This is a genomic window from Agrobacterium sp. 22-209-1 (assembly GCF_053522485.1).
Genome location: NZ_JBNWCH010000001.1, coordinates 26,086 through 51,722, shown reverse-complemented (window position 1 = coordinate 51,722; position 25,637 = coordinate 26,086). Strand labels below are relative to the sequence as shown.

23 protein-coding genes are annotated in these 25,637 nt (G+C 59.3%); 12 read left to right on the top strand and 11 right to left on the bottom strand.

The features are described 5' to 3' along the window. Positions 1–84 precede the first annotated feature (84 nt). The 4 genes from ACQZ48_RS00240 (at position 85) to ACQZ48_RS00225 (ending at position 4,356) form a co-directional block, all read left to right on the top strand. Entirely contained in the window at positions 85–1,374 is a 1,290-nt protein-coding gene (locus tag ACQZ48_RS00240; protein WP_448728318.1) for an ABC transporter substrate-binding protein, read from the top strand. A 6-nt stretch (positions 1,375–1,380) separates the two neighbouring features. Continuing rightward, positions 1,381–2,334 carry a carbohydrate ABC transporter permease gene (locus tag ACQZ48_RS00235; protein ID WP_162520601.1) on the top strand — a complete coding sequence of 318 codons (954 nt, stop codon included), beginning with the start codon at positions 1,381–1,383 and terminating at the stop codon, positions 2,332–2,334. Continuing rightward, a complete protein-coding gene (locus ACQZ48_RS00230) occupies positions 2,327–3,202 on the top strand; it encodes a carbohydrate ABC transporter permease (protein WP_035210311.1) in 876 nt (291 codons plus the stop codon). The genes ACQZ48_RS00235 and ACQZ48_RS00230 overlap by 8 nt, the downstream gene beginning before the upstream one ends. A gap of 77 nt (positions 3,203–3,279) precedes the next feature. Beyond that, positions 3,280–4,356: an ABC transporter ATP-binding protein gene (locus tag ACQZ48_RS00225; RefSeq protein WP_077984188.1), complete on the top strand. Its 1,077-nt coding sequence runs from the start codon at positions 3,280–3,282 to the stop codon at positions 4,354–4,356. Between the two features lie 17 nt (positions 4,357–4,373). Here ACQZ48_RS00225 and ACQZ48_RS00220 read toward each other — a convergent pair whose 3' ends face one another. The 6 genes from ACQZ48_RS00220 to ACQZ48_RS00195 all read right to left on the bottom strand — a co-directional run bounded on the left by ACQZ48_RS00220 (position 4,374) and on the right by ACQZ48_RS00195 (position 9,930). Continuing rightward, positions 4,374–4,853: a hypothetical protein gene (locus tag ACQZ48_RS00220; RefSeq protein WP_077984187.1), complete on the bottom strand. Its 480-nt coding sequence runs from the start codon at positions 4,851–4,853 to the stop codon at positions 4,374–4,376. After that, on the bottom strand, positions 4,850–5,110 hold the full coding sequence (locus ACQZ48_RS00215) for a DUF4160 domain-containing protein (protein ID WP_448728317.1): 261 nt from the start codon (positions 5,108–5,110) through the stop codon (positions 4,850–4,852). The genes ACQZ48_RS00220 and ACQZ48_RS00215 overlap by 4 nt, the downstream gene beginning before the upstream one ends. Positions 5,111–5,209: 99 nt before the next feature. Then, on the bottom strand, positions 5,210–5,986 hold the full coding sequence (locus ACQZ48_RS00210) for a sugar phosphate isomerase/epimerase family protein (protein WP_448728316.1): 777 nt from the start codon (positions 5,984–5,986) through the stop codon (positions 5,210–5,212). After that, on the bottom strand, positions 5,983–6,999 hold the full coding sequence (locus ACQZ48_RS00205) for a hydroxyacid dehydrogenase (protein WP_448728315.1): 1,017 nt from the start codon (positions 6,997–6,999) through the stop codon (positions 5,983–5,985). Before ACQZ48_RS00205 ends, ACQZ48_RS00210 begins: the two co-directional genes overlap by 4 nt. Further along, positions 6,996–8,873 (bottom strand): DUF2264 domain-containing protein, encoded by a 1,878-nt coding sequence (locus tag ACQZ48_RS00200; protein ID WP_448728314.1) that lies wholly within the window; start codon positions 8,871–8,873, stop codon positions 6,996–6,998. Before ACQZ48_RS00200 ends, ACQZ48_RS00205 begins: the two co-directional genes overlap by 4 nt. Further along, positions 8,866–9,930 carry a LacI family DNA-binding transcriptional regulator gene (locus ACQZ48_RS00195; RefSeq protein ID WP_448728313.1) on the bottom strand — a complete coding sequence of 355 codons (1,065 nt, stop codon included), beginning with the start codon at positions 9,928–9,930 and terminating at the stop codon, positions 8,866–8,868. Before ACQZ48_RS00195 ends, ACQZ48_RS00200 begins: the two co-directional genes overlap by 8 nt. 112 nt (positions 9,931–10,042) lie before the next feature. On the opposite strand from ACQZ48_RS00195, the gene ACQZ48_RS00190 reads away from it, so the two are divergent. The 7 genes from ACQZ48_RS00190 to ACQZ48_RS00160 all read left to right on the top strand — a co-directional run bounded on the left by ACQZ48_RS00190 (position 10,043) and on the right by ACQZ48_RS00160 (position 18,287). Next, on the top strand, positions 10,043–11,335 hold the full coding sequence (locus ACQZ48_RS00190) for an ABC transporter substrate-binding protein (protein ID WP_137412078.1): 1,293 nt from the start codon (positions 10,043–10,045) through the stop codon (positions 11,333–11,335). Between the two features lie 182 nt (positions 11,336–11,517). Further along, positions 11,518–12,447, top strand: coding sequence for an ArsR/SmtB family transcription factor (locus ACQZ48_RS00185; protein WP_142913943.1), 930 nt, complete (start codon positions 11,518–11,520; stop codon positions 12,445–12,447). A gap of 121 nt (positions 12,448–12,568) precedes the next feature. After that, entirely contained in the window at positions 12,569–14,080 is a 1,512-nt protein-coding gene (gene arfA / locus ACQZ48_RS00180) for an arabinosylfuranosidase ArfA (protein WP_137412080.1), read from the top strand. Between the two features lie 7 nt (positions 14,081–14,087). Beyond that, positions 14,088–15,161, top strand: coding sequence for an ABC transporter ATP-binding protein (locus ACQZ48_RS00175; protein ID WP_077984178.1), 1,074 nt, complete (start codon positions 14,088–14,090; stop codon positions 15,159–15,161). 75 nt (positions 15,162–15,236) lie between these two features. Next, positions 15,237–16,511 (top strand): extracellular solute-binding protein, encoded by a 1,275-nt coding sequence (locus ACQZ48_RS00170; RefSeq protein ID WP_448728312.1) that lies wholly within the window; start codon positions 15,237–15,239, stop codon positions 16,509–16,511. Between the two features lie 67 nt (positions 16,512–16,578). Continuing rightward, a complete protein-coding gene (locus tag ACQZ48_RS00165; protein WP_448728311.1) occupies positions 16,579–17,463 on the top strand; it encodes a carbohydrate ABC transporter permease in 885 nt (294 codons plus the stop codon). Beyond that, entirely contained in the window at positions 17,460–18,287 is an 828-nt protein-coding gene (locus ACQZ48_RS00160) for a carbohydrate ABC transporter permease (protein WP_063949887.1), read from the top strand. The genes ACQZ48_RS00165 and ACQZ48_RS00160 overlap by 4 nt, the downstream gene beginning before the upstream one ends. 114 nt (positions 18,288–18,401) lie before the next feature. On the opposite strand, the gene ACQZ48_RS00155 is transcribed toward ACQZ48_RS00160, so the two are convergent. The 5 genes from ACQZ48_RS00155 to ACQZ48_RS00135 all read right to left on the bottom strand — a co-directional run bounded on the left by ACQZ48_RS00155 (position 18,402) and on the right by ACQZ48_RS00135 (position 23,495). Further along, a complete protein-coding gene (locus ACQZ48_RS00155; RefSeq protein ID WP_077984176.1) occupies positions 18,402–19,523 on the bottom strand; it encodes a sn-glycerol-3-phosphate import ATP-binding protein UgpC in 1,122 nt (373 codons plus the stop codon). A gap of 31 nt (positions 19,524–19,554) precedes the next feature. Beyond that, complete coding sequence (locus ACQZ48_RS00150; RefSeq protein WP_077984175.1) at positions 19,555–20,439, bottom strand: ABC transporter permease subunit; 885 nt, start codon at positions 20,437–20,439, stop codon at positions 19,555–19,557. 7 nt (positions 20,440–20,446) lie between these two features. Beyond that, the gene (locus ACQZ48_RS00145; protein ID WP_077984174.1) at positions 20,447–21,337 is read right to left on the bottom strand and encodes a carbohydrate ABC transporter permease; all 891 of its coding nucleotides are present in this window, start codon (positions 21,335–21,337) and stop codon (positions 20,447–20,449) included. A gap of 81 nt (positions 21,338–21,418) precedes the next feature. After that, positions 21,419–22,762, bottom strand: coding sequence for an extracellular solute-binding protein (locus ACQZ48_RS00140; RefSeq protein ID WP_448728310.1), 1,344 nt, complete (start codon positions 22,760–22,762; stop codon positions 21,419–21,421). Between the two features lie 259 nt (positions 22,763–23,021). Continuing rightward, a complete protein-coding gene (locus ACQZ48_RS00135) occupies positions 23,022–23,495 on the bottom strand; it encodes a VOC family protein (RefSeq protein ID WP_448728309.1) in 474 nt (157 codons plus the stop codon). Between the two features lie 275 nt (positions 23,496–23,770). Between ACQZ48_RS00135 and ACQZ48_RS00130 the strand changes: the two genes are divergently transcribed. Further along, a complete protein-coding gene (locus ACQZ48_RS00130) occupies positions 23,771–25,555 on the top strand; it encodes a methyl-accepting chemotaxis protein (protein WP_271364836.1) in 1,785 nt (594 codons plus the stop codon). Positions 25,556–25,637: the final 82 nt, after the last annotated feature.

Here is a 25,637-nt window from a genome sequence, read left to right as displayed (position 1 = left end):
GTTCCCATGTAACCAATTAGTTATAAAACGGCAAGCGTCGTTTACGTTCATCATCAATTGGCAGTCAATAGGGAGGAGTTGCCAATGCCCGTGATGCTTCACAGGAGAGGTGTGCTTTCAGCGGGGCTCGGCGCCCTGTCGCTTGCAGCACTGGGAGGTGGTTCAGCGCAGGCCCAGGCCGCGCGCCTTCGCATGTTGTGGTGGGGTTCGCAGGAGCGCGCCGACCGCACCAACAAGGCGATAGCAGCCTATAAGCAGGTCAAGCCGGATCTCGACATTGCCGGTGAATTCGCAGGCTGGAGCGACTACTGGCCGCGCCTTGCCACGCAGGTGGCGGGCCGCAATGCGCCTGACCTGATCCAGATGGATTATCGCTACATCTTCGAATATGGCCGGCGCGGCGCACTTGCTCCGCTGGATGACTATATCGGCAAGGGCCTGAAGATCGAGGATTTCGGCAAGATGAACATCGATTCCGGCCGGGTCGATGGCAAGCTTTATGGCATCAATCTCGGCGTCAATTCCAGCGCCGTCTTCTTTGATGAGGCGGCCTGGGAAAAATCCGGCGCGACGCCGCCGTCGATCGGCCAGACCTGGGAGGAGTTTGCCGAAAACGCCACCAAGCTCAGCAAGAACAAGCCGAAGCCCGGTTATTACGCAACGGCCGACGCCAGCGGCGTGGAGCCGAGCTTTGAAAACTGGCTGCGCCAGAACGGCAAATCGCTCTACACGCAGGATGGCGGGATCGGCTTCGATCCGACCGATGCCACCAAGTGGTTCACCCTGTGGGCTGATCTGCGCAAAAGCGGCGCCTGTGTGCCAGCCGACGTGCAGGCGCTCGACCAGCTCAACATTGAAACCAACCCGCTGACGACGGGCAAGGCGGCAACTGCATTTGCCCATTCCAATCAGTTCGTCGGGTATCAGAAGCTGAACAAGTCCAAGCTTGCCATAAGCTCCTATCCGAAGAGCACGAAAGATGGCCCTTCTGGCCATTATCTGAAACCCTCCATGCTCATCAGCGTCGCCAATGGCAGTGCCGGCATCGAGCAGGCGATTGGGTTCATCAACTTCCTCGTGGCTGACCCGCAGGGCGTCGACATTCTCGGCGTCGAGCGTGGCGTTCCGGCGTCGGAATCCATGCGCAGCCAGTTGAGCGGCAAGCTCGACGAGGTCAGCAAGACGATGGTGGACTATATTGCCGAGATTACCCCCGGCGTCGGCGATCTGCCGCCGGCGCCGCCTCCGGGCGCGGGCGAGTTCGCCTTCGTTTTGAAACGCACGGCAGAAGAAGTTGGCTTCGGCAAGATCACGCCGGAAGAGGGCGGTGACCGCCTCGTCAAGGAATCCGAAACCGTTATCAAACGGAAGTGATGGTTTATGGCCTTTCGATCTGAAACTCTTGTGGAGGAGAGCCGTGGCGCGGCTCTCCCGAAACGGGGCGGCCTGAAGCGGGTTTTCGACCGCAACATTCACGCCTACCTGTTTCTGCTGCCCTGGCTGATCGGCTTTTTTGGCCTCACGCTTGGCCCGGCGCTGGCGTCGCTTTATCTGTCCTTCACCAATTACGATCTGTTGCAGTCGCCGGATTGGGTGGGTGCGGCGAACTATGTGCGCATCGCAACCGATGACCCAAAATTTGCAGCAGCCATGCAGGTGACGTTTACCTATGTGCTGCTGTCGGTGCCGCTGAAGCTCATCTTCGCGCTGCTGGTGGCGCTCGCCTTCAATCGCGGCATAAAGGCGCTAACGCTCTACCGCGCGATCTTCTATCTGCCGTCGCTGCTGGGTTCCAGCGTCGCGATCGCCGTTCTCTGGCGCCAGCTTTTCGCGTCCGATGGCCTCGTCAACATGCTGCTCTGGCAGGCTTTCGGTTATGAAGGCCCAAGCTGGATTTCCAATCCTGATTATTCGATCTACACGCTGGTTATCCTGTCCGTCTGGCAGTTCGGGTCGCCGATGATCATCTTCCTTGCGGGTCTGAGACAAATCCCGCAGGACATGTATGAGGCCGCCGATATCGACGGCGCGAGCAAGGTGCGGCAGTTCTTCCGCATTACCCTGCCGCTTTTGACGCCGGTGATCTTCTTCAACGCCGTCATCCAGACGATCGACGCCTTCAAGGCCTTCACGCCCGCCTTCATCATTTCCGAAGGCTCCGGCGGGCCGATCAACTCGACGCTGTTCTACACGCTCTACCTCTATCAGGAAGCCTTCGGTTTCTTCCGCATGGGTTATGCCTCGGCGCTGGCCTGGATTTTGGTGATCATCATCTCGCTGTTCACGGCCTTCTCGTTCCTCAGCGCAAAATACTGGGTGCATTACGATGACTGACGCTGTTACCGCCCCCCGGCCGGGACAAGGCCCGCAACGCTCGCCGCTGAAATCGGTGATGCTCCACACGGCGTTGATCATCGCGTCCTTCGCGATGCTCTATCCGATCCTGTGGATGATATCGGGCTCTTTCCGGCCGCAGGATGAGCTGTTCGGCTCTTCCTCGCTCATTCCCTCGGCAGTCGATTTTGGCGGTTATATACGTGGCTGGACGGGGCTGCAGGTTAGTTTCGGGCAGTTCTTCTGGAACTCCTTCTTCATCTCGGTGCTCGCTACCATAGGGAATGTGGTCGGCTGCTCGCTCACCGCCTTTGCTTTTGCAAGGCTTCGGTTCGGCGGGCGCAATTTCTGGTTTGCGCTGATGCTCGGCACGCTCATGCTGCCCTATCACGTCGTGCTCATCCCGCAATATATCCTGTTTCTGGAAATGGGCTGGGTGAACACGTCGCTGCCGCTGATCGTGCCGAAATACCTCGCGACGGATGCCTTCTTCATCTTCCTGATGGTGCAGTTCTTCCGCGGCATCCCGCGTGAACTGGACGAGGCGGCGGTCATGGATGGCTGCTCGCCCTTCCGCATCTACTGGAAGATTATGCTGCCCCTGTCGCTGCCGGTTTTGGCGACGGCCGCGATCTTTTCCTTCATCTGGACATGGGACGATTTCTTCGGTCCGCTGATCTATCTGAACGACATCAACACCTACACCGTGCAGCTCGGTCTCAGATCCTTCGTGGATTCCACCGGCAGCTCGGACTGGACCTCGCTTTTCGCCATGTCCAACTTGTCGCTGGTGCCGGTCTTCCTGTTCTTCCTGTTTTTCCAGCGGCTGCTGATCGAAGGCATCGCGACGACGGGAATGAAACGCTGAACCGAGAGAACATTTTATAAGACCATCAACACTGTCGCGGCTGCCCTTTGCGCGGCGCGACAGTCGGGAGAAACAGCATGGCAAGCAGCATTACTCTGGAAAAAATCGTCAAGCGGTTCGGCGCTTTTCCGGTCATCCACGGCATCGATCTCAAGATCGAACCGGGCGAATTCACAGTTTTCGTCGGCCCCTCGGGCTGCGGAAAGTCCACGCTTTTACGCATGATCGCCGGACTGGAAGAAATCTCCGAGGGCGATCTTCGCATCGATGGCGAAAGGGTCAACGAAACCGCCGCCTCCAAGCGCGGAATCGCCATGGTCTTCCAGTCCTATGCGCTCTATCCGCACATGAGCGTCTACAAGAACCTCGCCTTCGGTCTGGAGACGGCAGGCTACAAGAAACCGGAAGTCCAGGCACGGGTGCAAAAGGCCGCCGATATCCTGCAGATCGGCCCGCTTTTGCAGCGCAAGCCGAAGGCGCTTTCGGGCGGCCAGCGCCAGCGCGTCGCCATCGGCCGCGCCATCGTGCGCGAACCGAAAATCTTCCTGTTCGACGAGCCCTTGTCCAACCTCGATGCGGAACTGCGCGTGCAGATGCGTGTTGAAATCGCCAAGCTGCACCAGACGCTCGGCAGCACCATGATCTATGTGACGCATGACCAGGTGGAAGCCATGACCATGGCCGACAAGATCGTCGTGCTGCGCGAAGGTCGCATCATGCAGGTCGGCCGCCCGCTCGATCTTTACAACAACCCGGCAAACCAGTTCGTCGCCGGTTTCATCGGTTCGCCGAAGATGAATTTCCTCTCCGCCAAGGTGGCTTCTGGCGACAGTTCCAACCGCACCATAGAGGTGGCCGGTCAGCGCATCGTGCTGGAAAAACCGGTCGCCGCGCAACAGGGCGAACCGCTCACCTTCGGCGTGCGCCCGGAACATGTGAACCCGCAGGAGCAGTCCGCCTCGCTGGGTGAGGCTTCCATCCAGCTCGTCGAACATCTCGGCGGCTCAACGGTGGTCTACACCGCGACCCCCGACGGCCAGCCCGCCACCGTGCTGCTGGACGGCCAGCGCCATATCCGCATCGGCGAGACCATTCCCTTTGCGTTCGATTTGGCGAAGACGCATCTGTTCGGGGCGGATGGGCGGCGGATATAGCGCTGCCGGCAGCCGTCTTACGCTGCGTGTTTCGGGCGTCCTGGCCGGCGGGGACGAAAATGCGCATGCATGAGAAGCGGGTCGCGCTGGGTGGCCCGCAGCAGCATCTTGATCGCGTGGCTTACAGGCGTGCCCGCACGATAGTTGTTCCACGTCCGTAAAGTGACGCCGAGAAAATCCGCCGCCTCATTATTGGAAAGGCCGATTTCCTCCTGCCATTTGCGCAGGTCCTCCACATCGAAATCCCGCTGGTCCTGCGCGATCTGGTAAAGGTGATAGGCATCGATTGCCAGGTCGTCTCCGTCCCATTCCACGCTCGCGCCATAGTCGGCGACTGTCGCGGTCTGCCAGATATCTGCCGAATGGAGCGGATTGAGCAATTTTCCTCCGGTCGCTATCCATCCGGTCAGATCGGCAGTCGACTGGCTTCCGTCCACCCAGTCGATGGTGAGCGTGCAAGGTGGATGGGGCAGGATGGTTTTGATGCGCGGTGTCATGACTTCTTTCCCTTTCTTACAATGGGAAAACGCGGGTTCGTCCGATTCCATTCATCGACAATCAGGTTCCCATTGTTTCTCGCCCATGCCAAAGCTTCGGCTTCAGCCCTGCGGGATAGCTTGCCGCACAAGATCTCCAGATTTTCGATGTCGACACGGGCATCGGCATCCGGTTTCATGATGTGAAAATGCGGTGGCAAATGATCGTTCGCATAGACGCGTATAATGATGTTCCCGATCTGAACCAGTTTGTCCATGCGCCCCCACGCATCAATAAAACATAGTGCATAAATTTCACTATGTGAAGGGGGCAAAGAAGCATCTTCCTGACCAGTGGGCAGTCATAGGGCGGGGTTCTATGTTCTATAAAGAATGTCGCCGAGAACCGCCGCATCTTCCGCGAACTGCTCGATATCGTCACCCTTGACGAATTCCAGCATCGCGAAAGCCGTCTTCGTCCAGTCGCCTTCCGGCAATGCATCCACGCACGCCCGCCAATAATCCGCGCGTTCGTGAAGCGGCAGGCGGCTGGCGTCGGCGAGCCAGGCGAAGACGTGGAGATGGCAGATGCGGGAGCCGAGTGCGGATATTTCCGTGAGTGCGTCCTCCAGAGGCAGTCCGGGGGCGGGTTGCCAGTAAAAGAAGAGGTTGGGCATCGGCAAGTCCTGCATGAGTTGCAGGGCCGAGGGCAGGGTGTCCGTCAGTGAGTTGGGGTGATATTCGAGGCCGATTGTGATGCCATCGTCGTGCGCCCGGCGGGCGATTGTCGCCAGTGCTTCCGCCGCCACGCGGCGCTCGCCTGGGGAGTAATCGGCAGACGGGCGTTTGCTGCTGCCGGGCCAGATACGGATATGGCCGGCACCGAGGGCCTTTGCGGTTTCGAGCACGGCAGCCACATCTTCCGGCGTAGAATCCGGCGCAAAGATATAGGAGCCGTAGGACGAGACGGAGAGGCCGGCTTCTGCCGTCCGCGCCGCCACATCCCTTGCATTTTCGAGATCGCCGGGCGGTACATGGATATCCGCACCCCATTCGATTGCCTTGGTGCCGTTTGCGGCGGCAAGGTCGATGACGGCCTGTGGCGACAGGGAGCGGAAGGTGACGGAGCAGAGGCCCGGCTCGAAAAATCTCATGCGATCAGTTCCAGATGTTCCGGCCGCACCTGCTGTTGCAGGGGTGCCGCGCGGCAGAAGCGTTCGATTTCGGCAATCGCCATGTCACCGAGCCTTGCGCGTTCAAGCCCGGTGGCGCCTGCGATATGCGGCGTCAGGAACACGTTGGGCAGGCTGTAGAAGGGTGAATCCGGCGGCGGCACTTCCGGGTCGGTCACGTCGATGACGGCTTCGATGCGTCCGGTTTTCAGTTCGGCCAGAAGCGCGTCTTCATCCACCAGCGCGCCGCGCGCCGTATTGATCAAGGTCGCGCCGTCCTTCATGCGGGCAAGCGCTGCCGCGCCGATCATATGCTGTGTCTCCGGCAGGGAAGGCGCATGCAGGGAAATGACGTCGCTCACCGCCACCAGCTCCTCAAGCGAGACGAGACGTATACCGAGCTTTTCCGCCTCCGCAACGCTTAGAAGCGGGTCGAAAAGGATAAGGTTGAGATCGAAGGGCTGCAACAGATTGATGACGCGACGTCCGATGCGTGAGGCGCCGACAATGCCGACCGTGAGGCCGAGATTGCCGATGGCCTGCGCCTGCAATCGTTCGACAGGGGCGCGATCTCGGTGCTCCAGATAGAGACGCCGGAAGCCGAAGGTGCGCTTGCCGGCGAGCAGGATCATCGCCAGCGAAAATTCGGCGACCGGCTGCGCATTCGCCTCCGCCGCACTGCACACGGTAACGCCACGATCGAACACCGCCTGCGACAGGAAATATTTGACCGTGCCGGCGGCATGGGAGATCAGTTTGAGGCACGGCATCAGCGCCAGCTCCCGCGCGCCGATATCCGGACAGCCCCAGCCGGTCAGAAGAATATCCGTCCGTGCCAGCTGCTCTTTAACTGCGGGATCGTGGAAATCGCAGATCCGCCCCGTATCGAGAATCTCGACGCTCTGCGACAGCCTGTCGAGCGCCTGCGGTGTCAGCACATGCTGGGTTCGCTCCGGGTCCATGGCAAGGCTGAGACGCGGAAGCGGGCTCGTCATTGCGGCTCTCCCGTTGCCGCCATGCTGCTGACCGAAACGCCCCGTTCGGCAAACAGGCGGTCGAGCGCCTCCATTTCCGGAAAGGCAGGTGGCGTCGCCAGCGCTTTTTCGCTTTCTGGCCCGGCCATCCCCGCAAAGACCGCGCAGGCGAGCAGGGTTTCGCCCGCCGGAATCTCACCCCGCAATTGCGGCACCGTGGTCTTGGCGTTGACGAGATTGGTGTTGGGCAGCGCCTTCAGTGCCACGCCGTGGCGGGTTATGCTGGAGCCGAGATCGACAATGTCGGATATGTCCGTGCCGCAATCGGCAGTCGCCCGGCCCGGCTCTTCGCGCACGGCGTCGCGGTCGCCGTCGTTGCGGTTGATAGCGAAGCCGCCTTCGGTCACCGAAAGGGGACGGGCGGAGGTGATCCGGTGCAGCCTTATATGCCAGTCGCCAGCCGCAATCAGCGTCGTTTCAACCGCCACATCCGGGAACGGCTTCCATGTCGCCCGCAGGCTTTCCCCGGCCAGCAGAACCTTTTCGTTGGTCTCGCGCACGCGGTAGTGCAGGCCGTCTTCGGAAAAGGCCAGCATGTTGTCGAAACCGTTGGTCTTGAAACCACGCTCGTCCACTTCCACGCCGAAACCGTAACGCGAGGAATAGGCGAATTTGGCATATTTCTCCGGCCCGCCACGCATGGAAAGATTTTCCTGGCCGCTGGAAAGTGCCGTGACATTGCCAGCGGCCCGCATCAGCACCATGCCGGGATGAGCGAGCGGCTTTGGATTTGCGGATGTTTCAGGCTGTTTTTCCTCCGCCAGCCAGAAGGGGTGGCTTTCCGGCAGGGCCAGCGGCAGAAAGGCCTTGAAGGCCCAGTAGGGCGAGCCCGCCGAATTATAGCTTTCGGACATGGTGAGCTGCGGATAGGCGTAGCCGATGGAGAGCACGCCGTCGCGGTCGGCAATCGGCTTTTTCGCCCACCAGCGCAGATGTTGCAGATAAAGCCCCTTGATTTCGCCCCAGGGCAGCGCCTCCTCATCGGCAAAGGCAAGGCCGGCCCAGAAGCCGCCGCAGGCGAAGCGATAGGTCATGGAGCGGCCGAAGGCGAGCGTGCCGCCATCCTCATCGAACCAGCTGGCGAAATCGCCGGCGAAGAGGCGCGCCCGCTCCCGGTAACGTGCGGCGTAGGCGTCGTCAGGCTTGCTGAGTTTCGAGTAGATCAGGCCATAAAAATGCATGGCGAAGGCGATGTAATGGTCGATGCGGCGATAATTACCGTCACGATACCAGCCGTCGGCAATATAGAAATCGTCCAGTTCCTTCTGGAATGTCTCGGTCAGGCTGCGGTCGAATTCGATGCCGAGATGATCAAGCGCCATATCGACCATCACCCGGAAGAACTTCCAGTTATTATCGGCGTAATTGCGCTCGCGCGCCGCCAGCAGATAACGCCGCACATTGTCTTTCTGCGCGTCGGAAAGCGGTTCCCACAGGTGCTGCGGCGCAAGCCGCAGCGCAAACCCGATTGCTGCAAGCTCCACCAGCCGCTGGTCCTTCTGGCGCACATCGCCCCAATATTCGAGATGGGAAGGATCGGTGCCGTTGGCAATTCCCTGTGCCAGAAGCGGCCAATGGTCGAAATGATCGCCGCTCAGCGCAAGCGGTGCGATGCCCCAGAGCGGCCGGGCGAAACCTTCCAGATCGGCCGCCGCCCGGTCGAAATGCGCGGCGGCTCCGCTGAGCGTCACTCTTGCGGCGCCCGGCGAAAAATAGGGAAGAAGCGGCGCGAAACTGTCATCCAGCGCCCGTCGGACATCGGCGCGGCTTTTGAGCGGATTGCCATGCAGCGGATTGAATCTGGCCATGGTGGGCTTACTCATGGTGTCATGCATCGCGTGCTGCCTTTCCCGTCTTTCTTGCCTTGCCGGCCGTCTGTCCTTCCACCAGCTGCACGCCAAGCTGCACCTGACGGGCATTGGCGGAGGGTTCCGTCAGCCGGCGGCGCATCAGTTCCACCGCCTCACGGGCGATTTCTCGACGGTCGACGCGGATGGTGCTGAGACGGGGCGTGGAAAGTTCGGCAAAGGGCAGGTCGTCGAAGCCGATGATGGAAAGATCGTCCGGCACGGCGAGGCCAAGCTCCTGCGCTGCCCCCAGCGCACCGAGCGCAATCGCGTCATTCATGCAGAAGATGCCGGTGAGTTCAGGGTTTTTGGCCAATAGCTGGCGAACTGCATCGCCTGCCTGTCCGAAGCCGCTATCCGCCGTCGAAAGCAGAAACTCCTCATAGGTCGTTCCCTCTCCCTCAAGAATCGTGTGGCGGAAGCCGCGCATACGCTCCCTTATGGTGTGGCGATGATGCGGGCCGATATAGGCGACCTTGCGGTGCCCGAGCTCCAGAAGCCGCCGCGCCGCCAGCGCCCCGCCGTAAAAATTGGAAGGCGAAACGCAGTCCAGCATCATCGAGGGATCGGCGCTGTTGACCAGAACCGGTTGCAGCACACCCTGCGTGATGCGGTGGATGATTTCATCCTCGGGATCGAGACCGATGGCGAGAAGACCGTCCACCTCGCAGACCCGCTGGGTCAGCGCATCATCCACCTGTTTCTGGTGCAAAAGCCGGATGTCGAGTTCGAAACCGTCCGTCTGGGCAAGACTGCGCAGCATGTCGAAAATATCGTGATAAAAAGCGCCGATATCGCCGGTCGCCCTTTCGGCGGACATGAGGGCGAGGATTTTCTTGCCCTCCAGCGGCACGCCGCCGGTCTGGGTTGTGACCGGCCGCAATGGATAACCAAGTTCCGCCGCCACCCCCAGAACCTTGGTCTGGATCGACGCGCTGATACCCTTTTCCCCTGCAAGAACGCGCGAGACGGTGCTGATGGAAACCCCGGCGCGCTGGGCGATATCCGACTGGCGCGGGCGGCTGATGTCGGGCGTATCGTTCATATCGTCTCCTGCGCTTGCAAAAAAATCTAATATGATGCAAATATTGCAAACTAAGAAAATTTGCAAGAATTTAAGTGGTCAGTGAAAAATTTGCAAAATGCGGGAGGAGCAGATGCAAACTATCGACAGACGTGGATTTTTGGTAACGGCGGCGCTGGCCGGTCTCGGCGTGGCGGCGGGCGGTTTTCGCGCGGCCGCGGCCGAAACCCGGCTTCGCTGCGTATGGTGGGGATCTGCCGACCGCAGCAAGCGCACCAACGACGTGATCGCCCTTTACCAGAAGGCAAACCCGCAAACGGAGATCAGCGGCGAAATGATCGCCGGTTCCGATTACTGGACCAAGCTTGCGACATCGATGGCGGGGCGCAACGTCGCCGATATCTTCCAGCTTGAACCTTCCACCATTGCCGATTATTCCGGCCGTGGCGCCTGCATGGAGCTGGACCAGTTCGTCGGCAAGTCGCTTGATCTTTCCACCTTCGGCAAAAGCGAGGTCGATCTCTGCCGCATCGACGGCAAGCTTTACGGCGTCGGCCTCGGGCTGAATTCCTTTTGCATGATGTATGACGCCGACACGCTGAAGGAAGCCGGCGTTTCCGTGCCGCAGGACCAGATCACCTGGAAGGCGCTTTCGGAACTGGCGCGCGATTTCAAGAAGAACGGTCCGGCAAAACGGAACTACTGGGCTGTGCCCTATGGCGCGCGTTATCATTATGTTTTCGATGTCTGGCTGCGCCAGCGCGGCAAGCTGCTGTTTCAGGACGGCACCATCGGCTTCAACAAGGAAGACGCCAAGGAATGGTTCGCCTATTGGGAGGATTTGCGCGAGAACAAGCTTTGCGTTTCCGCCGACATTCAGACCCGTGACGACAATACCATCGAATCCAACGCCCTGACGCTCGGCAATTCGGCTATCGGCTTTGCCTATTCCAACCAGCTTGTCGGTTATCAGAAGCTCAATAAACAAACGCTGTCCATCGGCATGCTGCCGGGCGAGGGGCCGGGCAAACCGACAGGTCATTATTACCGGCCGGGGCTCATCTGGTCCATTTCGTCCACCTCGACCAATGCGGAAGCGGCGGCGAAGTTCATCAACTTCTTTGTCAACGATCTGGAAGCCGGCAAGGCGCTCGGCGTCGAACGTGGCGTGCCGCCGGCCAAGGCCGTGCGCGAGGCCCTGTTGCCGACGCTCAATGAGACCGAGCGCAAGACGGTGGATTATATCGAAAGCCTGTCCGGAAAGACCGATGCCTATCCGGAACCCGCCCCGATCGGCGCCAACGAGTTCGACCGTGGCGTGATGCGCCCCATCGCCGATTCGCTCGCCTTCGGCCGCGCCAGCGTGGATGAAGCGGCGCAAAATCTCGTCGACACCGGCACGCGGACCCTGCGCAAGCGCGGCTGACGACGAAACGGGCGCCGCCACACGGTGTCGAGCCATGTGGCGGTGCTCTTTTTTGTGAAGCACCCGGGCTGAATGGCGCTTCATGCCTTTCAAAAGCGCCTGTATGACAAACAGCACTGGACAAGTGCATGGCATTTAAGCCAGAAATTCTGATCTGGATCGATAAATCTGAAGATTAGAATATGGCGCCCAATTTTCTCCTCGTTGATGCTGAAAAAGAATTCGATGTCCTGAAGGCGGCGGCGTCGCTGATCCGCGTGCAAATATTAAAGCTGCTGCATGAGGCGAGCGGCCTCAACGTCAACGAAATTGCACAGAGACTGGAACTCCCCCAGTCCACCGTTTCCGCCGGCGTGGCCGTTCTCGAGGAGGCGGGGCTTCTGCGAACCGAAACGCGCAAGGCGCGCAAGGGAAGTCAGAAAATCTGCTTCGCCACCTGCGACGAACTCATCGTTTCGTTCCGAAAACCCGAGGCGCCTGTCACATCAAATTACATCGCGGTCGCCATGCCGCTCGGTCTTTACACCCAAAGTTCGGTCACCGCGCCCTGCGGCATCTGCTCGCCGGAGGGAATTATCGGGCTGCTTGATGTGCCCGATACATTCATGGATCCAGACCGCATGAAGACGGCGCTTCTGTGGTTGACCTCCGGCTTCGTGGAATATCAATTCCCCAATAATGCCAAGATTCAGGGGCGGGAAGTCGAGGAAATCGAGTTTTCGATGGAAGTGAGTTCCGAAGTGCCCGGAACGCACAGCAACTGGCCGTCCGATATTACGCTATCCGTCAACGGCCGGGAAATCGGGGTGTGGACCTCACCCGGCGACTTCGGCGACAAGCGCGGCACGTTTACGCCGGACTGGTGGAAGCTCTCCGGTTCCCAATATGGCATGCTCAAGACCTGGCGCATCACCGAACAGGGAACCTATGTCGACGGAACCCGAATTTCGGATGTGACACTGACGGATATCGATCTGACCAGCCACCGTTCCATCCGCTTGCGCATCGAGGTCAAGGCCGATGCAAAACATCCGGGCGGGTTGAATATATTCGGCCGCGGTTTTGGCAATTACGATCAGGACATCATCCTGCGCCTGCGTACCGCGGGCTGAACCCTCAATTTTCAAAAGTATGATTTTCGCGGTTGACAGGCGCGGATTCCCTCGGCAACTATATTATCAAATATGGTTCATATCATATTTTAAGATATAAATGCGCAGGGAGGAGAGCCTTATGAAAGCGCGGGTTTCAGTCCACCGGGACTTCCGGATTGGGCGTATCGACGATCGTCTTTATTCCGCCTTCATCGAGCATATGGGGCGTGCGATCTATGGTGGGATTTATGAGCCCGGCCATCCGCAGGCGGATGCGAATGGCTTTCGCAAAGACGTCCTGAAATTCGTGCAGGACCTGAAAATTCCCGCGATCCGCTATCCCGGCGGCAACTTCGTGTCAGCTTATCGCTGGGAAGACGGCATCGGCCCGCGCGATCAGCGCCCCATCCGTCTCGACCTTGCTTGGCGTTCGAAGGAAACCAACCAGATCGGCATCAATGAATTTGCCGACTGGGCACAGATGGCCGGCATCGAGATGATGCTCGCCGTCAATCTCGGTTCCCGTGGGCTGGACGATGCCCGCAACTTCCTCGAATACGTGAACTTTCCAGGAGGCACGGCTCTCAGCGATCTGCGCCGCAGCCACGGCACTGAAAAGCCCCACGGTGTGAAAATGTGGTGCCTCGGCAACGAGATGGACGGCCCCTGGCAGATCGGCCACAAGACGGCTGTGGAATATGGCCGCCTCGCCAATGAAACCGCCAAGGCCTTCAAGGGCTTCGACCCGACGATTGAAGCGATTGTCTGCGGCAGTTCCAATGACGGCATGCCGACCTATCCCGAATGGGAGCGCGAGGTGCTGGAGGAGTGCTACGAGAATGTCGATCATATCTCGCTGCACAAATATTTCGGCAATAGCAGCCGCGACACGCTGAACTATTTCGGCAAGATCGAGGAAACCGGGCGCTATATCCAGACGATTGCCGGGGTCATCGATTACGTGAAGGCGAAGAAACGCGCCAAGAACGATGTTTCCATCTGCTTCGATGAATGGAACGTCTGGTATCACATCCGCGAAGAAGACGGCAAACGCATCAAGAGCTGGGACTGGCCGGAAGCGCCCGCACTTCTGGAGGAAACTTACAACTTCGAGGATGCGCTGTTCGTCGCCGGTCTGCTCAACGAGTTCATCCGCCGTTCGGACCGGGTGCGCATCGCCTGCATCGCCCAGCTCGTCAATGTCATCGCCCCCATCCGGGCGGAAAAGAACGGCCCGGCCTGGCGGCAGACGATCTACTATCCCTATCAGTTCGCCTCGCTTTATGGCCGTGGTGTCGCGCTGAACATCGCCGTCGATTGCCCGACTTACGATTGCAACGCGGCCGATGACGTCAAATATCTCGATGTTGCCGGGGTTTATGACGAAGCGGAAGGCGTGGTGACGCTGTTCGTGCTCAACCGACATCTGACAGAAGCGGCGCAGATCGATGTTAGCTTCACCGGCTATTCATCCGCCACGCTCAGCCTGCATCTGGCCATGGCGGGATACGATTTGCGTGTCGGCAACGGGCCGGACCAGCCGGATCGCGTCGTGCCGGTGCCGGGCAGTGGCGTCGCCGTGGAGGACGGGGCATTGAAGGGTTCGGTGCCAGCGCTGTCCTATCACGTGCTTCGGCTGAAGGTTCAGTGAGGCGACCATGGGTGTCCGTCTCAACAATGTCGCCAAGTCCTTCGGATCCTTCGCGGCGATCCGGGATGTTTCGATGGAAATTCCAGCCGGCAGCTTTGCGGTCTTCGTGGGGCCTTCCGGCTGCGGAAAATCGACCCTGTTGCGCATGATCGCAGGCCTTGAGGAAACCAGCGGCGGGCGCATCGCCATCGATGAGCGTGATGTCACCGCAGTCGAACCGGCGGATCGCGGCGTTGCGATGGTGTTCCAGAACTATGCGCTCTATCCGCATCTGACGGTGTTCGAGAACATGGCGTTCAGCCTGCGTCTTGCACGCCGGCCGAAGGCGGAGGTGACGGAGAGGGTGGGCGAGGCCGCGCGCGTCCTCCAGCTCGAGGAGCATCTGCACAAACGGCCCTCGCAGCTTTCCGGCGGGCAGAGGCAGCGCGTGGCCATCGGCCGCGCCATTGTCCGGCAGCCGAAGGTATTCCTGTTCGATGAACCGCTGTCCAATCTGGACGCCGAACTGCGTGTGCAGATGCGGCTGGAACTGACCCGGCTTCACCGCAAGCTGGGCGCGACGATGATCTATGTCACGCATGACCAGGTGGAGGCCATGACGCTTGCGGACAGGATTTTCGTGCTGAAGGGCGGCGTCGTGCAGCAGGCGGGTGCGCCGCTCACCCTTTATGACGATCCGGACAACCGGTTCGTCGCGGGCTTCATCGGCTCACCGGCGATGAACTTCCTGCAGGCGCAGATTGTCGAACAGCGAAACGGCGTCGTGACGCTTTCGCTCGATGGCGGCGAGAGACATCTCGAAGCACGGCTTCTGCAGCCTGTTTCCGCCGGCCAGCGGGTCGAGATCGGCGTTCGGCCCGAGCATCTGACGATAACGCAGGAGGGCGCCTTGCCCGTCAATGTCGAGGTGGCGGAGGAGCTGGGGGATGTTTCCTATCTCTACACCCGCGCGCCCTCGGGCAAGGAAATCATCGTGCAGCGGCAGGGCTCACGCGAGAGTCTCGATGGCCGGTCCGTGTCGCTCAGCGCTTCGCCCGAACACATTCTGGTGTTCGACAGCGACGGCAAGAGATTGCGATAGGCGCGAGGAGGCGCCTTTCGATTGAACAGACCGCCTCTTCAAGGGGTGTTTCCACATAAATGGGAGGAGTGAACGATGAGACTGATCAAGACATTGCTTGTTGGCACGGTTCTGGGTTTGACCGCCCTGCCGGCGCTGGCCAAACAGGATATCGTCTGGTGGGACTTTCTGTCCGGCGGCGATGGCGTGCGCATGAAGGCGTTGATCGATGCCTTCAACAAGGAGCACCCGGATATTCAGGTCAAGGGAACGACACTGGAGTGGGGCGTGCCCTTTTATACCAAGGTGCGAACCGCCTCAGCCGTCGGCGAGGGCCCTGACGTCATGACCTATCACCTGTCCCGCGCGCCCCTGGCGCTGCAGGAAAAGGTGCTGAGCGAAATCACCGACAAGGACCTTGAAGATGCTGGCCTGAAGAAAGACGATTTCTTCAGCGCTCCGCTTGAGGCGGCGACCCATGACGGCAAGCTTTATGCCGTGCCTTTCGATATTCACGCGCTTATTCTTTACTACAATGCCGATCTTCTCAAAGGCTCGCCCTATATCGATGCCGAGGGCAAGCTGACCGGCATCAAGACGATGGATGACTTTGAGAAGGCGTTGGCCTGGGCGAAGGAGAATGGCGTCGAGACACCGGTGACCTACCAGTCCGGCGGAGAAGCCGGGGTCTGGCGTGTCTTCTATACGTTGTTCTCGCAACAGGGCGGCGAACTCGTCACCAATGGCGAGGTTCTGGCCGGCGACAATGCCGAAAAGGCCGCCAAGGCGATCGATACCATGTCGAAATGGCGCGAAAACGGCTGGGCGCCCGAGCAGGCGGAATATCCAGCTTCCGTCGCGCTGTTCTCTGCCGGAAAATCCGCCTTCCAGCTGAACGGCGTCTGGGAAGTGCCCACCTACAAGGATCTGGAGAAAAACGGCAAGCTGGGCTTCAAATGGAGCGCTGTTGAAGTTCCACCGTTCATGGGCAAACGCGCCACCTGGGCGGATTCGCACGCTTTTGCCATTCCCAACCAGGGTGACAAGACCATTTCCGGCGAGAAGCGCGCAGCCGTCATGAAAGTGATCGGCTGGATGGAAAAACACGCCATCAGCTGGGCCGATGCCGGCCATATCCCGGCCTATAAATCGATCACCGAAGGCAGCGACTACAAGGCGATGCAGCCGAATGCGACCTATGCGTCGCTGGCGGAAGCAGCTGTGTTCGATCCGAAAACGACGATCACTGGCGTTGCCTCACCCGCCTATGATGCGGCGCTCAACGTCATCGCGCCGGCCATTCAGGGCTTCATGAGTGGCACGGATGCGGTGGCACAGATCAAGGAAGAGCTGCAAAGCAAGCTGAAGTGACAGGAAACCTGCCCTCCGGTCTATGGCCGGAGGGTGCCTGCAATGCCTGAGGTCCCGGAGATATCCCATGGCTATGATTGAAAACCGGCGCAAGAAATCGCTGATCGCGCTGTCGATGGTGACGCCGTTCATCGTGGTCTTCGTCACCTTCTTCCTTTATCCTTTGATCGAGATGGTGCGCATCAGTTTTACCAATGCGCCGCTGATTGGCGACGGTGACTGGGTAGGGCTGGCCAACTACACCAAGTTGCTGAGTGACAAGCTTTTCGTCACCTCCCTCAAGAATAACGGCTATTTTGTGCTTCTGACTGTCGTGCCGACAACAGTCATCGCCCTGATGATCGCTCTTGCCGTCAGCCGCCTGTCGGGTGTCAAGCAGACGATCGCAATGAGCCTGTTCTTCCTGCCCTATGTGCTGCCGGTGTCTGTCGTCACTGAAATCTGGACATGGATGCTCGATCTGCAGTTCGGTATTCTCCAACCGGTGATTTCGCTGATTGCCGGAAAGCCGGTCGCGGTATTCAAGAACCCATATTGGGTGATGCCGATGGTCGCCGTCGTCACCATCTGGTGGACGAATGGCTTCAACGTGTTGCTGTTCATCGCGGGCCTTCGCAATATTCCGGCCGAGCTTTATGAGGCTGCCTCGCTGGACGGTGCAACGACGTGGCAACGCTTCTGGCGCGTCACCTGGCCGCTGTTATGGCCGGTGACAGCTCTCGTGCTCACTCTGCAACTGATCCTGCAACTGAAGATATTCGACCAGATTTATCTGCTCAGCGGCGGCGGACCCTTCAATTCCAGCTTCGTGCTGCTTCTCAAGGTCTATCGTGAAGCCTTCCAGCTCAACAATGGCGGTTACGCCTCCGCTGTCGCGACCGTGCTGTTCCTGCTGATCATGATCGTTTCCATTCTCCAGTTCCAGCTGCTGCGCATCCGGAGGAACTCATGAGCCTCACAAGAAGACTAGAAAACATTATCCTGACCGTGCTGACCTTTTCGGCCGCACTGGTCTGGATTTTCCCGCTCTACTGGACGTTCGTGACGTCCATCCGTTCGGATGAGAATGTTGCCGGCAACACATCATTGATCCCCGATGAATTCCGGCTGAGCGCTTATGTCAGCGCCATCTTCAACACGAAATTGATGAACTGGTACATCAACTCCGTTGGCACGGCGGCCATCGTCACCGTGTCGGTGCTGCTGATCTCGATGTTATGTGCTTATGCCCTGTCGCAGATACGTTTTCCGGGCCGGCGGCTGCTTTATGGCATCGTGCTGGCCAGTTTCATGGTGCCGGCGCAGACGCTGGTCGTCACGCAATTTATCCTGATGAAGAACCTTAACCTTATCAACACCTGGGCGGGCATTATCCTGCCGCAGCTCATCACGCCCATCGTCATCATTGTCTACAAGCAGTTCTTCGACAGCGTGCCGAAGGAGATGCGCGAGGCGGTGGTTCTGGATGGCGGCGGCGAATATACCATTCTTTTTAAGGTCTATCTGCCGCTTAACTGGGGCATCACCACCGCTATGGCGATTGTGACGTTCATCACAGTGTGGAACGCCTTCTTCTGGCCCTTCCTCGTCGTCACCTCGGAAAACATGATGACCATCCCTGTTGGCATCACCCAGGTCAACGACACTTTCGGGGTCGCCTATGCGCGGCTGATGGCCATCGCCATGCTGGCGGCGCTGCCGGTCATCATCGCCTATGTCATCTTCCAGCGGCGCGTAACGGAAGCGATCATGATTTCGTCAGGCGTGAAAGGGTGACGGCCGGACCCGTCGCATGATGCGACGCGCCTGCCAAACAGGCTTGATCTTAATTGCGGGTCCGGCGCGGAGAGAGAATATTCCAAACCGTGCCGGACATTTCTCGCAGAAGGTTCAAACCGCGAGCAGCTTCTCGTTTATGCTTCGGGGGGTCTCCGCCATACCTTCCGCTTCGATCCGTTTGCCGGTGGCCGGATCGAAAAAATGAAGATGGGCCGGTGGAAGATCGAGATGGATGCGCTGGCCGGGTTTTACGGAAAGGTCCTCACCGATGGCGGCGGAAAAGGTCTCGCCTGCGATATCGGCATGCACGATGCGGCCCGAGCCCAATTCTTCGACGAAATCAACAACCGCCGGTACGCCGGCGCCATCCGTGCTGACCACGCACTGCTCCGGGCGGATACCGACCGTGACGTCGCGACCGCGCAGTTCCAGCGCGATTTCGGGGAATAGTTTCACCGGCGCGCCATTCAGCATCACGGCGGGGGATTCCACCTCCACCCTTGTGCTAAACAGGTTCATGGCCGGCGAGCCGATGAAGGACGCCACGAAGGTGCTGGCCGGGCGGTGATAGATATCCAGCGGATGGCCGACCTGCTCGACATTGCCCTTGTTCATCACGACCAGCCGGTCGGCCAGCGTCATGGCCTCCACCTGATCATGAGTGACGAAGATGGAGGTGGCGGAGAGGCGCTGGTGCAGCTTGCGGATCTCCGCGCGCATGGTCACGCGCAGCTTGGCGTCGAGGTTGGAGAGCGGCTCGTCGAACAGAAACACCGCAGGTTCGCGGATGATGGCGCGGGCCATGGCGACGCGCTGGCGCTGGCCGCCGGAAAGGGCTGCCGGCTTGCGCTCCAGATAATCGGAAAGGCCGACGATCTTTGCTGTCTCCTCAATGCGGCGCTGGCGTTCGGCTTTCGCAACGCCGGCGACTTTCAGCGCATAACCGATATTACCGGCGACTGACATATGCGGATAAAGCGCGTAGTTCTGAAACACCATGGCGCAGCCGCGCTCACGCGGTTCCAGCATGTTCACCACACGCCCGCCAATGGCGATCTCGCCGGAGGTGATATCCTCCAGACCGGCGATCATGCGCAGAAGCGTGGATTTGCCGCAGCCCGAGGGGCCGAGGATGACGACGAATTCGCCGGAACCGAAAGAGAGGTCCACGCCGTGCAGGGTGGGCGTCTTGCCATAGGATTTGCGGACCTGACGGATATCGATCTGAGCCATGATTATAAAACCTTTTTTGAAAGCCGCGCTGTCACTTGTCGGACGAGACGAGACCGCGGACGAACCAGCGTTGCAGGAAGGCCACGACGAGGAGCGGCGGCAGGATGATGATGAGGGAACCGGCCAGCGTGACGTTCCAGTCCGGCGTGCCGTCATCGGCGGGCAGAAGCGCGCGCAGCGACATCATCACCGTCTTGTAGGACGGGTCGGTGATCATCAGCAGCGGCCACAGATACTGGTTCCAGGCATAAACGAACATGATGGTGGTGAGCGCCAGCATGTTGGTGCGCGACAGTGGCAGCAGCATATCCACAAAGAAACGTGCCGCACCGGAACCGTCCATGCGCGCGGCTTCCGCCAGTTCGTCCGGGATCGTCATGAAGAACTGCCGGTAAAGAAAGGTGCCGGTGGCGGTGGCGATCAGCGGAAGGGTGAGGCCGGCGTAGGAGTTCAGCAGGTTCCATTCGAGGGTGATCTCGATGCCGAACAGGCCGAGGACCGAGCGGAACGGCTGGAAAACATCGGCGGCGACCGAATAGGTTGGCACCACGCGCACTTCGAGCGGCAGCATAAGGGTGATGAACACCGTCCAGAAGAACAGATGCCTGAGCGGCGAGCGGAAGAATACGATGGCAAAGGCCGTGAAGGCCGAAAGGGCCACCTTGCCGATGGTCACCAGCGTCGCCATGATCATGCTGTTGAGGAGGGCATTGCCGAGATTGGCGCGTTGCCATGCCGCCTGTGCATTTGTGAAGAATTCGCCCTGCGGCATGAAGTTGAAGGGGACGCTGTTGACCTGCTGGACCGACTGACTGGCGCCGGAAATGACGACGATGAAGGGGCCGATGAGCAGGAAGAAACCGGCCACCATGATCGCATAGGTCAGGGCGTCGGCATAGGGTGTGCGCTGGATCATCGCCGCCTCACTTGTAATGGACTTGCCGCTCGACGAAGCGGAACTGGATGAAGGTGAAGACCATGATGAGGCCGATGAGGACGAGGCTCTGCGCCGAGGCGCCGGAATAGTTCAGTCCCTCGAAGGCCTCGCTGACGATGCGGTAGACCATCACTTCGGTGGCGTGGTTGGGGCCGCCCTCCGTGGTGGAGGCGACGATGCCGAACGTATCGGCGCCAACGAAACCTTCGGTCATCATGATGACGGTGAGAAAGAACAGGGTCGGGGCCAGCAGCGGCACCTGAATGTCGATGGCGCGGCGAACGGGCCCGGAGCCGTCCATGGCGGCGGCCTCCGTCAGCGAACGCGGCACGGATTGCAGGCCGGCGAACAGGAAGATGAAGGTGTAGCCCGCCCATTTCCAGATGAAGATGACGATGACAAGGATGAGCGCGTGCTCGCCGTATTTTGCAGGGTTCCAGATATCGGGCCACCAGGAATTCAGCGATGCGGCGATGCCGCGTTCCGGCGACAGGATGAAGCGGAAGGCCATGCCGGCGGCGGGACCGGCAATCGCGTAGGGCAGGATATAAAGCACCCGGAAAAAGCCGGAGCCGGGAAGCTGGCGATCGACCGCAAGGGCGAGCACAAGGCCGATGAGGATCGCGAAAAACGGCCCGGCCACCGCAAATATCAGGCTGGTGAGGATCGATTGCCAATAAAGCGGATCGCCGAAGGTTTCGATGAAATTGGCTAAACCGACGAATTCCGCCTGGCCGCCGAAAGGCGGCTCCAGGGTGAATGCCCAGTTCAGCACCGCCGCAACCGGCCAATAGAAGAACAAGAGGATGAGCAGGAACTGCGGCAGGGCGAAGAGCACAGGCAGCCATGTGCTTTTGAAGACGGTACGCTTTTCCATTGGAAACCGGCAGGGTTCGAGAATTCGGCGGGCCTGCCCGAACCATGTCCGGACAGGCCTTTGACGGCGATGAAAGCGGGCTTAGTTCAGCTTGGCGCCTTCATAGGTCTTTTCGAAGCGGCGCAGGCCGGTATTGGCGCGCTCGACGGCCTTGTCGAGTTCAGCCTGGATATCCGCGTTCTGCATGAAGATGGCTTCGAGCGAGGTGGCGACTTCCTTGCGGATCTGCGTGAAACCGCCGAGGCGGATGCCGCGGGTATAGTCGGACGGCGGCGTGAACGTCAGGCTTTCGATGGCCTTTTCGCGGCCCTTATAGGGAGCCTTGTCGTAAAAACCGTTGGCCTTCATGGCGTCGAAGCCGGTCTTGGTGACCGGAATGTAACCGGTGACCGTCGACCACCATTCAACCATATCAGGCTGGGCGATGAAGTTCAGGAATGCGGCCGCACCCTTGTATTCGGCTTCCGGACGACCGGCCATGACCCATAGCGAAGCGCCGCCCACCAGCGAGTTGTGACGCTCCGTGCCCTTCCAGATCGGCAGCATGGCGACGTCCCACTTCACGCCTTCCGGCATGGATTTGCCAACGGTGCCGTGGTTGGCGATGGAGGTCATGAACATCTGGCAGGTCTGGGAGGTGAAGGCCGGCAGGATATCCATGCCGAGCTGCTTGGTCTTGACGACGAACAGCTTCTCGTCCTGCATCTTCTTGAAGAATTTCACGTGGTCGACGAACTTGGTCTTGTTGATCGCAAGTTCCGCGTCCAGACCCTGATAACCGTTGGCCTTGGTGGCGATCGGCTGGTTGTGGATGGCGGAGAATTGCTCCATCAGCATCCATGTGTCGAAGTTAAACGCGAGCGGGCATTCGAAACCGGCGGCTTTCAGCTTCTTGGAAGCTTCTTCGACCTGTTCCCATGTGTCGGGCTTGAAGGTGATGCCGGCTTTTTCGAAAGCATCGACGTTGTAATAGAACATCGCGGTCGAAGAATTATAGGGGAAGGAATTCAGCTCGCCTGCGGCCGTGGCGTAATAATTGGCGATGCCGGGGAAGTAATTGTCCCAGTCGATCTTGTAACCATTGTCAGCCATCAGCTTCTTGGCTGGAACGAAAGCCTTGGACAGCATCATGTCCAGCGTGCCGGCGTCATAAATCTGGGTGATGGCGGGCTGCTTCTTGGCACGATACGCGGCAATGGTGTTCTGCAGGGTGGATTCGTAATCGTTCTGCGAGGTGCAGACGATCTCGAATTCGGTCTGGGATTCGTTGAACTTCTTGCAGGTTTCCTGCACGCGGTCGCCGAGATCGCCGGAAAGACCGTACCAGAATTCGAACTTGGTCTTTTCTGCCTGGGCGGCCGTGGCGCCGAAGGCGGCGGCGATGGCGACGCCGGCCACGAAGGAAGTCAGAGCGGAAGATTTCATGAGTTAGCCCCGTTGATGGAATGATGGCCTGCTCGGCAAGGACCTTATGTCCCCGGCACGTAGCCACGGGCTCTGCTAACAGTCGTATTTAACGGATCGCTTACATTTTGTTGAACGTTTTATGATGACTGGCCGCGCAGCGTATTCTGCGCGGCGAAAAAAGTGCGACAAATGCGGAAAATCGGAATGTAACCTTGTTTATCAAGCGCTTACTATTTCCGGATTGCGTTGCCACTTCTTGCTGAACAGCTTTTGCCAATCAACCGCGACGTGCGGCCTCGATGGCGGCGACGTCGATTTTCTTCATGTCCATCATCGCGTCGAAGGCGCGTTTGGCCTCCGCGCCGCCGGCGGCCATGGCCTCCATCAGCACGCGCGGCGTGATCTGCCAGGAAACGCCCCATCTATCCTTGCACCAGCCGCAGGCGCTTTCCTCACCGCCATTGCCGACGATGGCGTTCCAGTAACGGTCGGTTTCTTCCTGGTCTTCGGTCGATATCTGGAAGGAGAAAGCCTCGCTCTGCTTGAAGACCGGTCCGCCATTGAGGCCGATGCAGGGGATGCCTGCAACGGTGAACTGCACCGTCAGCACGTCTCCCTTCTTACCGGAGGGAAAGTCGCTCGGCGCATGGTGAACACCAGTTACCGTGCTATCCGGAAAGGTTTCGGCGTAAAATCTGGCTGCGGCCTCGGCATCCTTGTCGTACCAGATACAGATCGTGTTCTTTTCCATCTGTGTGTTCCTCCCAAGTTGAAATCGCCCTTGTGTCGGCACGTAAACGCGCCGGCAATTGCCGGTTCCCCATTCGGTATAGAATGCGACCATGCGCCGAACGTTCCAAAAAAGAACGGCGGCAAGGGAACATCGACAGACATCACTCTGCCACGGTTTCCGCAACCGCAGATGACGAAGATCAACTTTATCCTTAAATATTATTTAAGAATGTAATCATAATATTCACGAATGATTTTGAATAGAAATCATCCCTTTCTAACGGAGGACTGCGCGTGAGTATTCTTGATCGTGGTGCCAATGCTTTTGCGGTTCTTGCCGCGCTTTCCAAATCCCAGGCCATCATTGAATTCGACCTTTCGGGAAAAATTCTCAACGCCAACGAGAATTTCTGTCGGGCGCTCGGTTACGAGCTTTCGGAAATCCTCGGCAGGCACCACAGCATGTTCGTGGAACCTGCGGTTGTGTCTTCTGAGGATTACAGGGCCTTCTGGTCCAAGCTTTCGGCCGGTCAGTTCGATCAGCGGCAATATAAGCGCATCGGCAAGGGCGGCCGGGAAGTCTGGATCGAGGCGTCCTACAATCCGGTATTTCGTCGCGGCAAGCCGGTGAAAGTGGTCAAGATCGCCACCGATATTACCGACCGCAAACTGAAGGCGGCGGAAGACGCGGGCAAGATCGACGCCCTGTCTCGGGCTCAAGCCATCATTGAATTCTCCCCGAACGGCGAGGTTTTGACCGCAAACGAGAATTTTCTGGCCGCGCTCGGTTATTCGCTGGCGGAGGTGCAGGGCAGGCACCATTCCATGTTCTGCGAACCGGCCTATACGCAGTCGCCGCAATATAAGCAGTTCTGGGAAAGGCTGGCCGGCGGCGACCTCGTGGCGGACGAGTTCATGCGGCTTGGCAAGGGCGGCCGCAAGGTCTTCATTCAGGCGTCCTATAACCCGATCTTCGATCTCAACGGCAAGGTGTTCAAGGTCGTCAAATTCGCGACTGACGTGACCGGCCGCGTCGAGAATGTCGAAAAGCTGGCGCAGTGCCTCACCGATCTGGCCGAGGGCGATCTTGCCCAGAACATCGACAAGCCCTTCATCCCCTCGCTTGATAGATTGCGCACGGATTTCAACGCGGCTTCGGAAAAGCTGAAAAGGGCCATGACGCTGGTGTCTGAAAATGCAGGCGCCATTTCTTCCGGTTCCAACGAGATCAGGTCCGCTGCCGACGATCTCGCCAGACGCACGGAGCAGCAGGCCGCCTCCATCGAAGAAACGGCAGCTGCACTGGAGGAAATCACCACCGCCGTCAACGATTCCAGCCGCCGCGCCGAAGAGGCTGGCAAGATCGTTGCCCGCGCCCGTGACCACGCGGAACATTCGGGCCAGGTGGTGCGCGATGCGATCGGCGCCATGGACCAGATCGAAAAATCATCGCGAGAGATTTCCAACATTATCGGCGTGATCGACGAAATCGCCTTCCAGACCAATCTTCTGGCATTGAATGCAGGCGTTGAAGCCGCCCGTGCCGGTGAGGCGGGCAAGGGTTTTGCCGTGGTTGCGCAGGAGGTTCGCGAACTCGCGCAGCGTTCGGCAACGGCTGCCAAGGAAATCAAGAGCCTGATTAATGCCTCCGGGGCGCAGGTTGAGAACGGTGTCGGCCTTGTCACCAGGGCCGGCTCGGCCCTGCAGGAGATCGCCGAGCAGGTGCGTGACATCAACACCAATGTCGTCGCGATTGTCGATGCCGCGCGCGAACAGTCCACGGCGCTTGCGGAAATCAATCAGGCGGTCAACACTGTGGATCAGGGCACCCAGCAGAACGCCGCCATGGTCGAGGAGCAGACCGCCGCAAGCCACAGCCTTGCGCGGGAAGCGGCGGCCCTGTTTGAACTTCTCGGGCAATTCCGGTTCGATGACACTCCGCGCTCCTCCGCCTCTGCGCGCAGCGGCTTCGAGCAGCAATCTGCGCCGGCGAGCTCGCATCGCAGCGCATCCCGCCCGCTTGCAGCGCGCGGTTCCGCTGCGGTTGCCGTCAAGCATGAGGAGTGGCAGGACTTTTAGAGTGAGGCCTCAGTTCCTGTGAAGCCGGTGGTGAGCCCATATTCTCTCGTCATCGGTCCTGTGCCACTGCCATCCGGTTTAA

Coding starts and splice junctions, on each gene's coding strand:
- ACQZ48_RS00215 (WP_448728317.1), bottom strand. CDS start 5,110: ATGGACAAACTGGTTCAGATCGGGAACATCATTATACGCGTCTATGCG.
- ACQZ48_RS00220 (WP_077984187.1), bottom strand. CDS start 4,853: ATGACACCGCGCATCAAAACCATCCTGCCCCATCCACCTTGCACGCTC.
- ACQZ48_RS00205 (WP_448728315.1), bottom strand. CDS start 6,999: ATGACGAGCCCGCTTCCGCGTCTCAGCCTTGCCATGGACCCGGAGCGA.
- ACQZ48_RS00230 (WP_035210311.1), top strand. CDS start 2,327: ATGACTGACGCTGTTACCGCCCCCCGGCCGGGACAAGGCCCGCAACGC.
- ACQZ48_RS00200 (WP_448728314.1), bottom strand. CDS start 8,873: ATGCATGACACCATGAGTAAGCCCACCATGGCCAGATTCAATCCGCTG.
- ACQZ48_RS00210 (WP_448728316.1), bottom strand. CDS start 5,986: ATGAGATTTTTCGAGCCGGGCCTCTGCTCCGTCACCTTCCGCTCCCTG.
- ACQZ48_RS00235 (WP_162520601.1), top strand. CDS start 1,381: ATGGCCTTTCGATCTGAAACTCTTGTGGAGGAGAGCCGTGGCGCGGCT.
- ACQZ48_RS00185 (WP_142913943.1), top strand. CDS start 11,518: ATGGCGCCCAATTTTCTCCTCGTTGATGCTGAAAAAGAATTCGATGTC.
- ACQZ48_RS00155 (WP_077984176.1), bottom strand. CDS start 19,523: ATGGCTCAGATCGATATCCGTCAGGTCCGCAAATCCTATGGCAAGACG.
- ACQZ48_RS00150 (WP_077984175.1), bottom strand. CDS start 20,439: ATGATCCAGCGCACACCCTATGCCGACGCCCTGACCTATGCGATCATG.
- ACQZ48_RS00175 (WP_077984178.1), top strand. CDS start 14,088: ATGGGTGTCCGTCTCAACAATGTCGCCAAGTCCTTCGGATCCTTCGCG.
- ACQZ48_RS00190 (WP_137412078.1), top strand. CDS start 10,043: ATGCAAACTATCGACAGACGTGGATTTTTGGTAACGGCGGCGCTGGCC.
- ACQZ48_RS00170 (WP_448728312.1), top strand. CDS start 15,237: ATGAGACTGATCAAGACATTGCTTGTTGGCACGGTTCTGGGTTTGACC.
- ACQZ48_RS00160 (WP_063949887.1), top strand. CDS start 17,460: ATGAGCCTCACAAGAAGACTAGAAAACATTATCCTGACCGTGCTGACC.
- ACQZ48_RS00225 (WP_077984188.1), top strand. CDS start 3,280: ATGGCAAGCAGCATTACTCTGGAAAAAATCGTCAAGCGGTTCGGCGCT.
- ACQZ48_RS00145 (WP_077984174.1), bottom strand. CDS start 21,337: ATGGAAAAGCGTACCGTCTTCAAAAGCACATGGCTGCCTGTGCTCTTC.
- ACQZ48_RS00135 (WP_448728309.1), bottom strand. CDS start 23,495: ATGGAAAAGAACACGATCTGTATCTGGTACGACAAGGATGCCGAGGCC.
- arfA (WP_137412080.1), top strand. CDS start 12,569: ATGAAAGCGCGGGTTTCAGTCCACCGGGACTTCCGGATTGGGCGTATC.
- ACQZ48_RS00140 (WP_448728310.1), bottom strand. CDS start 22,762: ATGAAATCTTCCGCTCTGACTTCCTTCGTGGCCGGCGTCGCCATCGCC.
- ACQZ48_RS00240 (WP_448728318.1), top strand. CDS start 85: ATGCCCGTGATGCTTCACAGGAGAGGTGTGCTTTCAGCGGGGCTCGGC.
- ACQZ48_RS00195 (WP_448728313.1), bottom strand. CDS start 9,930: ATGAACGATACGCCCGACATCAGCCGCCCGCGCCAGTCGGATATCGCC.
- ACQZ48_RS00165 (WP_448728311.1), top strand. CDS start 16,579: ATGGCTATGATTGAAAACCGGCGCAAGAAATCGCTGATCGCGCTGTCG.